At 62.1% G+C, this 15,097-nt stretch carries 3 protein-coding genes and 2 pseudogenes; 3 read left to right on the top strand and 2 right to left on the bottom strand.

Going from position 1 to position 15,097, the window contains the following annotated elements; genetic code table 11:
- Positions 1-16: 16 nt before the first annotated feature.
- The 3 genes and pseudogenes from ACCQ06_RS00850 to ACCQ06_RS00840 all read left to right on the top strand — a co-directional run.
- Positions 17-10,906: a hemagglutinin repeat-containing protein gene (locus tag ACCQ06_RS00850; protein ID WP_316689886.1), complete on the top strand. Its 10,890-nt coding sequence runs from the start codon at positions 17-19 to the stop codon at positions 10,904-10,906.
- Positions 10,907-11,654: 748 nt separating this feature from the next.
- Positions 11,655-11,840, top strand: a pseudogene (locus ACCQ06_RS00845) (hypothetical protein); the annotation flags it as partial.
- 170 nt (positions 11,841-12,010) lie between these two features.
- Positions 12,011-12,273 (top strand): annotated as a pseudogene (locus tag ACCQ06_RS00840) (hypothetical protein); the annotation flags it as partial.
- Between the two features lie 776 nt (positions 12,274-13,049).
- On the opposite strand, the gene ACCQ06_RS00835 reads toward ACCQ06_RS00840, so the two are convergent.
- Positions 13,050-13,655 carry a hypothetical protein gene (locus ACCQ06_RS00835; RefSeq protein ID WP_316689885.1) on the bottom strand — a complete coding sequence of 202 codons (606 nt, stop codon included), beginning with the start codon at positions 13,653-13,655 and terminating at the stop codon, positions 13,050-13,052.
- Positions 13,656-13,733: 78 nt separating this feature from the next.
- Positions 13,734-14,948, bottom strand: a complete 1,215-nt coding sequence (locus ACCQ06_RS00830; RefSeq protein WP_316686182.1) for an IS4 family transposase — start codon at positions 14,946-14,948, stop codon at positions 13,734-13,736.
- Between the last annotated feature and the right edge of the window lie 149 nt (positions 14,949-15,097).

Below are 15,097 nucleotides of genomic sequence, written 5' to 3'. Positions count from 1 at the left end.
CACAAGGATTAGTGACATGAATCGCGTCTACCGTCTGGTCTTCAACCGCGCGCTGCGCGTGTGGCAAGTGGCATCCGAGTTGGTCCGTGCACCGGGTGGCAGCACGGGTGTTGCCGCTACGCGCGCGCACAGGCTCACGATGGAGCCACTGCAGTTTGCGATGTTGTGCGCGCTAGGCTTGGTCGGTGTCATCGACCTTGCTCAGGCACAGTCGGCTGGCCGTATCGTGGCCGATCCAGCCGCGCCAGGTGGCGAGCGCCCGACGGTCCTGACCGCTCCCAATGGCGTGCCGATGGTCAACATCACCACGCCGTCGGCCGCAGGCGTGTCGCGCAATCGCTATTCGCAGTTCGACGTCGGCCGCGAAGGCGCCATCCTCAACAATGCCCGTGGACAGACACAGACCCAAATGGGCGGCTGGGTGCAGGGCAACCCGTGGTTGGCCACGGGCAGCGCCAGGGTGATTCTCAATGAGGTCAACGGGCCGGCGAGCCGGCTCAATGGCTACGTGGAAGTCGCCGGGCCTCGCGCAGAAGTGATTATTGCCAATCCAGCCGGCATCCAGGTCGACGGTGGCGGGTTCCTCAACGCCAGCCGGGTGACGCTGACCACCGGCACACCCATCCTCTCCGGCGGGGCGCTGGAAGGCTACCGTGTGACCGGCGGCGCCATCCAGGTGGGCGGTGCGGGCCTGGATACCAGCGGCGCGGATTACACCGATCTGATCACCCGCTCGCTGCAGGTCAACGCCGGCATCTGGGCAAATCAGCTGCAGGCCAGCCTGGGCAACAACGTGGTCAGTGCCGACCAGGCACGCATCGCGCCGCAGGCCGCCACCGGTCAGGCACCCACCTTCGCACTGGACGTCGGCGCGCTGGGCGGCATGTTTGCCAACAAGATCTGGCTGGTCGGCAACGAACGCGGCGTCGGCGTGCGCAATGCCGGCAACATCGGTGCGCAAGCCGGCGAACTGGTCGTCACGGTAGATGGCCGGCTGGAAAACACCGGTGCCTTGCAATCGCGGCAAGACACGCGCATCACCGCAACTGGCGGTATCGCCAATGCCGGCACGCTGAGCGCCACGCGCGAATTGCGCGCGTCCACAGTGGCCGATCTGGACAACAGCGGTGGCGTGCTCAATGCGCAACGGCTACAGATCGATGCGGCTGCATTACGTAACCAGAACGGCACTATCGAGCAGACCGGCGTGCAGGCACTGGCATTGAATGCCGGCAGTGTGCGTAACCGTGCCGATGGCAGCATCGGCGCAATCGCCGCCGTCGCGCCAAGCGACGGTGCAACGCCCGGCACCGGTGGCGACAACAGCGGCAACGGCAACAATGGCAGCACCGACGGTGGAAACGGCGGTACACCGCCTCCCGTCAGCGTGCCGACGCCTGGCATCGTGCCGCTTGCCGCAGGCGCGCTGACCGTCTCCGGCCTGATGGACAACGATGGTGGCCGCATCAACGGAGGCGGCTTGGTGTCGCTGTCTGCTGCAAATGGGCTGGACAACAGTGGCGGGCGGTTGGGCGTGTCCGCACTCAGCGCACGCGGCGACCTGAGCAATCGCGCCGGCACGCTCGCCGTCTATGGCGATGCCGATCTGCAGCTTGGCGCCTTGGTCAACGACCAGGGCCGCCTCACGGTGGCCAATACACTCGGTCTGGACACACAGGCGCTGAGCAATCGAGGCGGTGAACTGCGTCATGCCGGCGGTGCGGCGACCGCCTGGCAGGTGCGCGGGCTGCTGGACAACCAGGGCGGCGTAATTTCCAGTAATGCGGCAGCGCTGCAACTCAGCGCACAGGCAGTGGTCAATGCGCAGGGCCGCATCGAACACGCCGGAACGCAAGGTCTGACGTTGTCGGCGCAGGACTGGTCCGGTGCCGGCGGCAGCATCGCCACACCGGGCGCGCTCACCTGGCGCGCAGGTGCGGTGGATCACCGCAATGCCACGGTAAGCACCACACAGCTCGACCTGCAGGCAACCAGCGTCGATAACCGTGGTGGCGCGCTGCTCTCGACCGGCATTCAACCGGCGACGTTGCAAGTCCGTGACCGCCTCGACAACGGCGATGGCGGCACCATTGCCAGCAATGGCGATCTGCGTCTTGGCGCTGGCACGTTGGGCAACGCGGGTGGCCAGATTCAGCAGGCCGGTAGCGGCATGCTGACCATCGATACCACCGCACTCGAGGGCCGCGCAGGACGCCTGATCAGCAACGGTGGGCTGGCGATCAATGGCGGGCGCATCGATCTTGCGCAGGGCGTCACGTCCGCCCAGCAGATTGGCATCGCTGCGGACACGCTCAGTACCGCGGGCGGCCGCCTGACATCGCTGGGCGATCAGGCGCTGCGACTGACCGTGCGCGACAGCCTGGACAACCGCGATGGCAATCTTGCCAGCAATGCAGGCATCAACATCGTTGCAGGCTCCGTCGATAACCAGCGTGGCGCGATCCTGGCGGCAGGCAGCGAACAGGCCGCCCTGGTCGTGGGCGGCACATTGGACAACAGCGCCGGAACGATTTCCGGCAATGGCGCGGTGCAGCTGCAAGCCGGCAGCGTGATCAATCGCGGCGGCACGGTCGTTGCGGCCAATGGCGCTGCATTGCAGGTCACTGCAAGCAATCTGCTGGACAACAGCCAGGGCGGCCGCCTCGCCGCCAGTGGCAACCTCACCGCACGTGCCTCCACGCTGGACAACCGTGGCGGCGCCATCGAACACGCCGGTACCGGCACCTTGAACGTCGACGCCGATACGCTCCAGGGCGCAGGCGGTAAATTGCTCAGCCTGGGGACGCTGCAGCTGGACGGCGGCGACCTCGCTCTTGGCGCCGGCAGCACCACCCAGGCCGAGCGCATCGTTGTCGATGCCGGCAACCTCAGCACCGCAGGCGGCCAGCTGAGTGCCACCGGTACCGATGCGTTGCGCCTCACCCTGACCGGTGCGCTCAACAACGATGGCGGCGCTATTGCCGGCAACGGCGCGTTCGCCGTGCAGGCAGCGGCACTGTCCAACCGCGGCGGAACCCTGGTGGCCGCTGGCAGCGCCGGCGGCCGTCTCGACATCGGCGGGCAACTGGACAATGCAAACGGCCGCATTGCCAGCAACGGCAATACCCTGCACATCGGTGCAGATCGGCTGATCAATCAGGACGGAACGCTCAGCCACTCCGGTACCGGTGGTCTGGAGATCGCCGTCACACGGCTGGACGGCAGCAAGGGCACCATCGTGACCGGCGGCGCGCTGTCGGTGGCAGCAACCGCGATCGATCACCGTGACGCAACCATCGGTGCAGACAGCGTGGAGCTGCAGGCACAGACCCTGGACAACCGCGGCGGACGCATCGTCGCCAGTGGCAGCACGGCAAGCACTCTCCGCGCCAATGTAGTGAACAATGCCGGCGGCACCATTGCAGGCAATGGCGACCTGTCGCTGACCAGCGATGTGCTGGACAACACACAGGGCACGATCCAGCACGCAGGCAGCGGCCAACTGCAGATCGATGCACAGACACTTGCCGGCAACGCGGGCAAGCTGATCAGCAACGGCAGCCTGCACGTGACCGGCCAGAGCACCGATCTGCGCAATGCCACCACCTCTGCACGCACCATTGCAGTGGACACCGGCAACCTCACCACCGCAGGCGGCCAACTGTCGGCAAGCGGCAACCAGCAGCTGCGGCTGAGCGTTGGCAACACGCTGGACAACACCGGCGGCACCATCGGAGGCAACGGTGTGCTGGCAATCGGCGCACAGACGCTCATCAATACCCAGGGGACGCTGCAGGCCGCAGGTGCGGGGCAGTCCATGCTGAACATCGACCACGCCTTGCACAACCAGCGGGGCAAGATCCTGCTGGCCGGTGACGGGCGTGTCGCCGCTGCAAGCATCGACAACCAGGCCGGTACCTTGCACGCAGCCGGCGGCATGTTGCAGTTGGACGTGGACGGATTGCTCGACAATCGCAGCCAGGGTGTGGTGTCCAGTGCAGCTCAACTCGTCCTGGATGCCGGCACCCTCGATAACGCGGCCGGCAACGTCGTCGCCGGTACCGACCTCACGCTCGTCACCGATAACGCCATGGGCAACAACGGCGGCGCCATCCAGGCGACCAACGCACTGCGCCTGGAAGCGGCCGGTCTTTCCAACCGCGCCGGCAACATCATCGGCGGCAGCGCGGCGGTCGATACGCGGGCGCAACTGCTGGACAACGTCGGCGGCACCATCGGCAGCCAGGTCGGCACGCTGGAGATTCGCAGCGGCGCACTCAACAACGCCGGTGGTCGACTGCAGTCGCAAGCAGCCTTGTTGCTGCAAACCAATGGCCAAGCGATTACCAATACCGGCTCCGGCAGCAATGGCGGCATTCTCGCCAGCGGCCGTCTGCAGGTAGATGGCGGTGCATTGGATAACCGTGGCGGTGCGGTGTTTGCGCAAGGCGATGCACGCCTGACGGTCGCCAGCGTCGATAACAGCGCCGCTGGGGCCTTGAGCGCCGCAGGCAATTTCGCGCTCACCAGCACGAGCATGAATAACGTCGGTGGCCGACTGCAGGCGGGGCAGAACGTCGACCTGACCTTGAACGGTGCGCTCGATAACCAAGCGGGCCTGGTCGCTGCAGGCAACGTACTGACCTTGCATGCGTCCACCGTGGATAACCGCACCACGCGCGGCACCGGCGCACTGGGTCTGCAGGCCGGGCAGTTGCAGCTGCAGGCGCAATCGCTGGATAACCGCCAAGGACAAGTCATCACCGACGCTGCAGGCAACCTGCAACTGACGTCATCGCTCAACAATGCAGGCGGCCAGATTTCCTCTGGCGGCAGCCTGGACATGCGTGCCGATGCAGTCGCCAACAGCGCCGGCCTGCTGCGGTCGGACGGCAACCAGAGCGTGACCGCACGCAACCTGAGCGGCGACGGGCAACTGCAGTCGCAGAGCAATCTCACCCTCAGCTTGCGCGAAGGCCTGACCAACACCGGCGAGATGAGCGCCAACGGCACCCTGGCCATCCAGACCGATGGCGACTTGTCCAATCAAGGCATCCTGCGTGCAGGCAATCTCGACCTGGCTGCGCGCAACGTCGACAACGCCGCCAATGGCGAGATCAGCAGCCAGGGCATCACGCACATCAAGACCGGCGGCCAGCTGGTCAACCGCGGGCTGATCGATGGTGCGGTGACCCACCTGGAAGCCGCCACGCTGGACAACGTCGGCACCGGACGCGTGTATGGCGACCACGTCGCAATCGCCGCCGGTCTGCTGCAGAACCGTGCCGAAACCATTGCCGGCGTCACCCGCGTGGCCACGGTGGCCGCACGCGAGCGCCTGGACCTGGGCGTGGGTCAACTGACCAATACCGATCGTGGCCTGATCTATAGCGATGGCGATGCCGCCATTGGCGGCAGCCTGGATGGCAATCGCCTGGCCACCGGCGTGGCACGGCAGATCGACAACCTGGGCGCTGTGATCGACGTAGCCGGCGATCTCGATCTGCAAGCGACCACAGTCAACAATATTCGCCAGAACGTGGTGGTGACTCAAACCACTACCACCCTGGCGCCGGTGCGCCTGGATCAGCCGACCTGGCGTAACAACGGCGAGAACGACACGTCCAATATTCGTTCGACCAGCAATTACGCGGCCCTCGAGATCTACTATCTCAGTCCTGACGATATTCTTGAGGACACGCCCTACACCACCCCGGACGGCTACCAGGTGCGTCGCGCGGTCATCCGCGTCACGCCACAGACCAGCGCTTATTTCTTCGCACGCGGCGGCATGTATCAAGCCACGGGCGAACGATCGCGCCTGAATTCGCAATCGGGCACGCTGACCATCTACTACACCGGCCGCCAGGACAACCAGGTCAATCCGGACCAGGTGACCGCGGGCGCGGACGACCCGTTCCGAGAGCTGTCGCAGATCCAGCCCGGCTCGCCGGCGTTTCGCTATAACAGCGACACCTTGCAGTACTCCAACGCCTACGGCAACTGCACCACCAATTGCGTGCAGCTATGGGCGCAGTTCGCCTATACCGATCCCGATCACATCCTGATGAATCCGCAGGGCACCGGTGGCGGCAGGCTCAATGACAACGAGCGTTATCGCATGGCCACCCGTACCGTGGTCGAAGATGTATTGCAGCCGGGTGCAGGACCAGAGGCGGTCATCCAGGCCGGCGGCACCCTGCGGATCGGCACCGATGCGTTACGCAACGAATACGCACGCATCGCCGCTGGCGGCGATCTGGCGATCACCGGGCTGACGCGTACCGCCAGTATCACCAACCTCGCCTACACCCTGTTCCGCACACATAGCTTCAGCAACGTCACCACCGCCTACAACGGCACCACCCGGAGCTGGAGCAATCCCTCCATCTCCGAGCAGATTGGCCAGATCGGGAGCCAGCTCACCAGCGGCGGCACGCTGAGCATCGATGTCGGCGATGTGAGCAACCTCAACCAGGGGCGCGACGCACCCAACGTGCGCGATGGCGCAGCAGTTGCCAACCTCAATATTCGCGGGTCGCAAGCAGCGCCCACCGGCACCGGCATGGGTGGCATTGCCGGCCCGGGTGGCGTGGCGACCAATGCCGCCGACCGCGCGCTGGCGGCGGCAACGCAGACCGCAGGACAGAGCGGCGCCGGCAACGTCGGCGGCGTCGGGAGCAGCGGCCCGGTGACGGGCGCACGCGTGGTCGATGCGGCCGGCGGCTCGCCGGACCGTATCGCAATGGGCACGCCCGATACCCGCGCACCCAGCGGCAGCCTGTTCACGCTCAGGCCCGCCAGCGGCAACTATCTGGTCGAAACCGACCCGCAGTTCGCCGATTACCGCAGCTGGCTGGGCTCGGACTATCTGCTCAATCAGATGGGGTATTCCGCCGATGCGGTGCAAAAGCGCCTGGGCGATGGCTTCTACGAACAAAAGCTGGTGCGCGAGCAGATCGGCCAACTCACTGGCCGGCGTTTTCTGGAAGGCTACAAGAGCGACGAAGCCCAGTACCAGGCATTGCTGGATGCCGGCGCCACCGTCGGCAAGGCCTGGAACCTGCGTCCGGGCGTAGCACTGACCGACGCGCAGATGGCCCAGCTCACCAGCGACATCGTCTGGCTGGTGGAGCAGACCGTCACCCTGCCCGACGGCAGCACCACCACCGCCCTCGTACCGCAGGTCTACCTGCGGTTGCGCCCCGGCGACCTGGACGCCGGCGGCGCGCTGCTAGCCGGTGCCAACGTCGACGTCACCCTGGCCGGCGGCCTGAAAAACACCGGCACCATTGCCGGCCGTCAGCTGGTGTCCATCGACGCCGGCCGCATCGAGCACCTGGGCGGCAGCATCAGCGGCGACCAGGTAGGGCTGCGCTCGGCCAGCGACATCCGCATCGAAGGCGCCAGCGTCAGTGCAGTGGATGCGCTGAGCGTTCAGGCGGTCGGCGACATCACCGTTGCCTCCACCGTGGAAACACTCAGCGGCGGCGGCTATCACCAATACACCACCACCCAACTTGAGCGTGTGGCCGGCCTGTACGTCACCGGTGCCAACGGCAACGGCGTGTTGTCGGTCGTGGCAGGCCGCGACGTCAACCTGCAGGCGGCGCAGATTCGCAACGCCGGCACCGACGGCGTCACCCAACTGGTGGCAGGCAACAACCTCACCCTCAGCACGCAGACGCTCTCCAATAGTACAGACACCACCGCCAACGGCCGTAACTTCCAGCGCAGCAGCGAGACCACCCACCTCGGCACCACCGTGCAGGGCGCGGGCAGCGTGGTGCTGGCCGCCGGCAACGATCTCACTCTGACCGCAGCGCAGGTCGGTGCCGGCAAGGTCCTGGCTCTGCAGGCCGGGCGCGACATCAACAGCGTCGCGGCCGTGGACAGCAGCTCGCGCGATCGCAGCACGGTCACCAAGAGCAACTCGCTGGCCACCTCGACCTACGACGAAACCGTGCGCGGCACCCAGCTCGGTGCCGGCGGCGATATCGTCATGCAGGCCGGCCGCGACCTCACCCTGGCCTCCACCGCAGCGGCCAGCCAGACCGGCGGCATCGCGCTGGCGGCCGGCAACGACATCACGCTACTCGCCACGCAGGAGCAGCATGATGCGGTGGTGGAGAAGGAGGTCCGCAAGAAGCAAGCCCTGTCTGGTAAGACTGTCACGACACATGATGAGAGCCATGACAGCCTGGCGATGACCAGCTCGCTCAGCGGCGAGCGGATCTCCGTCGCGGCAGGCAATGATCTGCTGTCGCAAGGTACGCAGATCGTCGGCACCGGCGACGTCGTCCTGGCGGCAGGCAACAACCTGACCCTGGAAACAGCACAGAGCACGCATAGCGAAGCGCATGACAAAAAGACGGTGAAAACCGGCCTGTTCGGTAGCGGCGGCATCGGCTTCACCATCGGCAAGCAAACCGTCAAGACCGAGGCCGACATCGCCGATGTCAGCCACACCGGCACCACGGTCGGTAGCCTGGAGGGCAACGTCACCCTGGTCGCCGGCAACACACTGGCGATCACAGGTAGCGATGTGATGGCGCTGCAGGGCGACATCACCGCCAAGGCCAAGGACATCGCCATCACCGAGGTGCATGACACCTCAAGCAGCGAACAGCGTACCGAGTTCAAGCAAGGCGGTTTGTCGGTGACGTTGAGTGCAGCCGCGCTCAATCTCGCCCAGGCAGCAGTGAACGGTGGCGAGGCTGGCAAGAAGGCCGAAGGCGACTCGCGCATGCAGGCGTTAGCGGGCGCTTCGGCAGCCTACAGCGCCTATGGCGCAAGCCAGGCCGCCAGCAGTGTCATGAACGCCGACACCGCCAAGGGCGCCGCACAAGCGGCCAATGTCAGCATCTCGGTCACGGTGGGCGGCAGCCAGAGCGAGAGCGAGACCAAGCAGCGTAGCTCTACTTCCAAGGGCTCGACGCTGCAGGCCGGCGGCAACGTCAACCTGATCGCCACCGGCGGTGGCCAAGACAGCAACCTCCTGGTGCGCGGCAGCGACATCAAAGCCGGCAACACCCTGCTGCTGGCCGCCGACAACAACATCACCCTGGAGGCAGCGCAGGACACCTTCGAGCAGCACAGCACCAGCAAGAGCAAGAGCGCGGCGATCGGCGTGGCGGTCACTTACGGCCCAGACGGGATGGCCGCCGGTATTACCGCCAGTGCCAGCGGCTCGCGTGGCAAGGCGGACGGCGAAGACATGACCCAGCGCAACAGCCATCTGTCGGCGGGCAAGACCGCAACGATCATCAGCGGCAACGACACCACCCTGAAGGGCGCGGTGCTATCCGCCGACACGGTGCTGGCCGACATCGGTGGCGACCTCACCATCGAGAGCCTGCAGGACACCAGCACCTATGCCAGCAAGGACAAGGCGATCGGCGGCAGCGTGACTTTCGGTCTTGGCTTCAGTGCCAGCGCCAGCTATAGCAGCAACAAGGTCAATGGCGACTTCGCCAGCGTCACCGAGCAAAGCGGCATCCAGGCCGGCGATGGCGGCTTCAACATCCGCGTGGGCGGCAATACAGACCTGAAGGGCGGCGTGATCGCCAGCACCCAGGCGGCCGTAGACGTCGGCGTCAACCGCCTGCAGACCGGTACGCTCACGGTGAGCGACATCACCAACACCAGTCGCTATGAGGCCAAGGGCATCAGCCTCTCGGGTGGATACAGCTCTGACGGCAAAAAAGGCAACGACAAAGAGACACATCCCGGGAGTCAGACTCCCTCTACTGTCGACAAGGGAAGTACGTGGGCAGTCCAGAACTTTGGCGATGACACTAGCCTGGGGGCACCTGGCTTTGCCAGCGAGAAAGGAAGCGAAACAAGCGTGACAAGCAGTGGCATCAGTGGAGGGGCACTAACCATCACCGATACCAACTCGCAACTCGCGCTGACGGGCGCAGGTGTCGAATCAGTCCTTGCAGGACTGAATCGCGATGTATTGACCGGGGACAGCGCAGCAGCTCTGACAAAGAATTGGGATCCTGTTGCCTTGGCAGAAAAAGTACGTAACGAGGCACAGATCACTGCGACCTTCACTGAACAGGCCCGCGGTGCCGTGAACAGTTATGTAGGCTCTAAAAAGGATGCGTTGAGCAAACGTGAGCAGCAAGCGAAGACCCCTGAAGAAGTTGCAGCAATTGCGACTGAGCTGGATGAAATCGAGACGCAAGAAAAGATGCTGAATATCCTGATTGGCGCGGTGACAGGATCGACGACTGGAGCTATCTCTAAAGAAGGGTTAAGCTCTGCCGCAGACTGGATGCGTGAAAAAATGAAAGAGAGTTCTTCGACGTTTGCAGGCGTCATAGATCCCGGTGCTGCAGTCGTCGATCCCACGTCAAAAGACCCGAATGTACTTAACAATGAGAATGGCCCAAGTGTGGGCGTTGATAATGATAGGTATAAATTGGGAGGCACCCGAATCGACTTGGATGCGCTGTGCGGGCCTGATAATGGGCGTTGCTTGAAAAATCCGGATGGTTCATTGGCAATCGTCGACGGTTATGTTCAATGGGACGCCAAGACAGCTGGCAAGTCTCTTTCAGAATTCCTGAATAGTAAAGAAGGTAAGAAGTTGGGCGGACTCACCGGAGGTATTCAAGGAATACAGGGGACCTTGGTAGGCAAGCCATACGCTGCAGGTTCGTGGCAGGATAAACTGATAGAACAGTTTGCCGGTCCGCACGACATGATAGGCGGCCAATTGGCTGGCTTATACGATTCCCAGGGAAACGCGCTTCGCGATAGACCTGCAGCTGTAAAAATATTTCACGAGGCATGGACGGTAGCAGCTATTCCGGTAGCAGCACCATTTGCCATGGCCAAAGCACTTCCGCCTGATGTCTGGAATGCAATTTCAAAGCTTGTATCGGGGTCTCTGTGATCATAGTTCGCTCAATCTTTATTTTACTAATCCTGCAGATTTCCGGTTGCGTTATTGGAAACGGACGCATATGTGGACCACAGACACCACTTGCGCTGTGCGACAAGGAGGCGGAGAAGGCTTTGTATCACGCGACTCCCCTCAGAGATTACTGGAGCAATACTGAGATGCAAGCCGGCGATCTGAAGAACGCTTGGTTAGAGTGCGGTGGAGATGAGCGCGGAGGCTACATCAACGCTCAACGCAGAGCTAACGAAAGCAATTCTAGCTTTATGGAAAGAAATAACGAGGCGTTTGATTCTTTACAACGATGCATGATGGAAAAAAAATATCGTTACGATGGACCATGCGAGCCACCAGCTTGGCGAGCTGCACCTGCGTGTCAGGCGCGGTTATCTGGCACTCAATAAACTTTTCTCTAACAGGAAATCAGGTTCTTATGTGGTGATCGACTAAGCTCCGTATCACTGTAACTTTGCGCACGCGTGCGCAGGCATCTGTGGTTTGCCTTCAGCATTCCGTGCACAACGGTACCAAAATATGTGTACCAGAAATTCCACAGCTGCGATCTTTTCGGTCCGGCGAGTCAGTCATGCATCATCATTATCGGGACGCTATTGATATATGAACGAAATTCTTGACCGTCGACTACGCGCCCAGCGAATCCGAACGCTTTAGCGGTCAACCAGATGGTCTAAGAGTATCGGGCACTGCGAGGGTCTCAGAGGCTTCCTAGCTGCACTCGTACTACAACGATATCCACTGCCCCGAACGCGACGCGTTTCCTCCCGATCGCACCTGGTTTGGGCTTGGACATCGCGGCGGCGAACGCACCGTAGGCTTGTACCTGTGCTGGGCGTCGTGGCGAGGCAAATCCGCCAGCCGCGCGATCAGCAATTATCTGCGCCGCAAGCTGAGTGCGCTGCCGATCTGAGATGGGCAGGTAGCAATCGTCGTCTGCAAGATCGTAAGTTGGTTGCTGCAAAGGTTGCGCACATCCTTGAGGTTGTTGCCGAGTACGACAACGGCCTGTGCACGAGCACACGATGTACAACGCACACCGGCGTTAGGCCACACTAGTGCTCCACCTGATGAGTGATCGCGATGCACAAGGCCTGGTTATGGTTCTGTTGGCTGTCTCGGCGATCGCGCACGCCGCGCCCAGCGATGCCGACGCGGCAGTGTGCCGCAACGGCTTATTCACCAGCAGCCCGTCAGCATTTTCACTCGCAAAGGTTGTGGTGCCACGTCTATACCTGCTCAACGACAGCGATGGCTGCCCCGGCAAGGGCGAGGCGGCATGTAGGCAACGCAGCTACGTGGTGAAGGGCGATGTGGTGGTGCTGGCGCAGCACCGTGTTGGATGGTGCAACCATTCTCCCCAACACTGGCGCCTTGACTGAGTGTGCCACAGCTTGCTGGATGAAGCTTGCCCAGCGACGCAGCGTTGCGTGGTGACGCCGAAGACAAGCGCGATGAGCGAAGCCCGGCAATAACGTAATAAGGGGAAAGCACGAAATTTACCGCAACTTGCAACGGTGATGACTACTGCCGGTTGCCGACCATCTACATGCCAGCGAACCGCCCCAACGCACTGCAGATTGTTGCGGAAGTTAATCATGGCAATTAGTCAAACCATGCTCCGCTCTGCATCACACAGGTCATAGGGGGTGGCTGGAATCTCCAGGCGCGTACAGAGGCGAGTAGAACCTCCTCGTACTCGCCTTGAGGCAAGGCATCTTCGCCCTGGAAATGGATGTTAGAGAACGAGATACGGGGATTTACAACTTTTCCATCTCCAGTGACTTCAAAAACCAGGTCAACTCGACCGCGGTACTTTTTCGATGAGTGCGGCAACTCAAGTGGCGATACGTCACCTAAACGCCTCAACCCAGGATCGCATGAGGGAAAATCTGCATCTCTTACGCAAGCGGCGATAAGTACCGTTGAAAATAAAATTAAGTGCAGCTTTCGAACTAACCTCATAAGCCTACGTCCTTGATTCTCTGGCCGCGCCATCGGCTCGCACTATCCATCAAGATATTAATGCCAGCCCCATAGCACGGAAGTACGTAAGATTTTTAGACACCCATCAGTAGCACGCCACGCCGAGCTAGCGCGAGTATCAGGAAGGTCAGTGTCACTAAGGATATCCTATCTCCCGCGCCTGCTCGCACGTAAAATCGATGTCCGCCTCTGGATTGAGCCTCAGGATGATGGCCTCACTGAGAGGCTGATGAGCAAATAACGCCTTCACTGCATCAAGCGCTACCGGAACCTCAAAGTAGTCTTCAGCCCACTCTTTGTAACCGGGGGGCCCGGAGACAAGCAACCACAGCATTTCATCGGCTCCGTCATCATCAAGACTGCCGAGAACTTTGCTCCAGGCACTGTCCTCTGCTCTACGCCAATAGCAGAACGTGGCGTGTTGCATTGAGAACGCGGACTCATTGAGAAAAGACGAAAACTCGGCCGGAACTTGGGCTCGAATTTCCTGTGGAATGATAGAGCCGCCTGCAACTTCATGGGCAAAGCCCTTGATGGCTGCGCCCGTCTGGTCCAGGAGCAAGAACCACTCATCGCCAGACCCGTTGCGCATTGATGCCATTTCCGCTTTCGCCGCCCATGCGCTATTGAAGCTGTGGTAGCGGCAATCCCATTCCGGGCTAAGAATCGCATCAAGCATGGCGAGTGATTGCGTCACGCGACGCAACTCCGGGATAGGCGGCAGATCGATTGATTCTTGCATGTGCTTAAACTTCTCAATGGAACTTTGAGTTTAACCCGCCACTGAAATCGGAGCAGGCACTTAGGTATCCCCACGTTTTTAAGGTACCAGGGTCATCTGCTCGCGCACTGCGTCGGGCAGTGAGCGCAAGCGTTCTAGCCAGCGTGAGACAGGTTCCATGGGCCAACGTCGGATCAACGCCTCGCGGCCGACACGCAGTGTCGAGTAGAGCTTGCGCTGACTGTTGCGGGGCGACAGCCAGTGCGCGATGCCGGTGGCTTCGCAGCCCAGTCCTGCCAGCCAGCTGGCGAAGGTGGCCAGCGTATTGAGCAACAACAGGATCTGCAAGCGCTCACCGCGACGGGTCAGGCTGTCTTCCATCGCCTGACCGTAGCGATGCGACTTCAGATCCCGAAATGCCAGCTCGATCTGCATCCTTCGTGCGTACAGGTTGACCAACTGCTTTGCGCTGGGCGCTTGCAGTTGTGGGGAGGCGACGATCAGCCACGGCTCGCGCTCACGCGCTGCTGCTTTCAAACTTGATGATGCGCGCGAGACCTTGGCAGGTGAGCGTCGATTGCGTTGCTGACGTCCCTGCGGTGTCTTGGCATAGAGCACCAGACGGCAATCGAGTGGATCGCTGCGATTGGCCTGCATCGGTGGCAATGCGTGTGCACGGTTGGACGCCAGCCCATGCAAGCGTCGGCTATCGATCCATTGCGCTGCATCATCGGGCACGTCTTGCGGCTTGACCTGCGTGCGTCCGCGCAGACGCCCGACCCAATCCCAGCCCATCGCCGAGACCGCGCGAAACCACGGCGTGCGGAATCCGGCATCCGTGACCAGGATTGGACGCACATCGTCTGGAATCAGTTCCTTGAGGTGTTGCAGAAAACGCTTCTCCGCACCAGGCGAGCCTTGCTGTTTCCCAGCAACCACCATGTCCAGCAACGTGAGCGTGCGCCCACCGATCGGCACGGCTGCGCGCAGCAGACACCATGACTTGTCCGGCTTTAGATCGCTCCAGTCGATGACGATCACCGGCTGCGCGCCGCGCAGCAGCCAATGCGCCATGTCCCGCTCGATCACGGATCGTTCGCCCTGCAACGTGCGATTGCGCAGCAGGCGGTCGCATGCCTTGAGGGGCGCACGTACCCGCCTCGCGCCTGGCCATGCGCGTGCAATGTCGATCAAGGTCAGCCGGCCTCCGTGCAACAGCGCCTCAACCGCGCCAAGCAAGGCGCGTCGACGTAATGCATGCATGCCAGAGAGTGAGTGAGACAGGCATTTCTGCAATACTTCGCTGGCGCGCATGGTCGGCACTCTTCTCTGGCTTAGTCACCTTGAAGCGTGCACCATGCGCGCACCTTCTTCCACATCCTGATCCAGCAAGTACTTGATCTCGCAGGAAGAAATGTGGGGAAACCTCAGGGTCGGGTTCACTAATGAAGTCAACCCGACTC

Origin of the sequence: Xanthomonas sp. NCPPB 4467 (genome assembly GCF_041475665.2) — a bacterium.
In the GTDB taxonomy this organism is placed as follows: Bacteria; Pseudomonadota; Gammaproteobacteria; order Xanthomonadales; family Xanthomonadaceae; genus Xanthomonas; species Xanthomonas dyei.
Note: the sequence above shows the minus strand (reverse complement) of the source record. Positions and strands in the feature narration are given on the sequence as shown.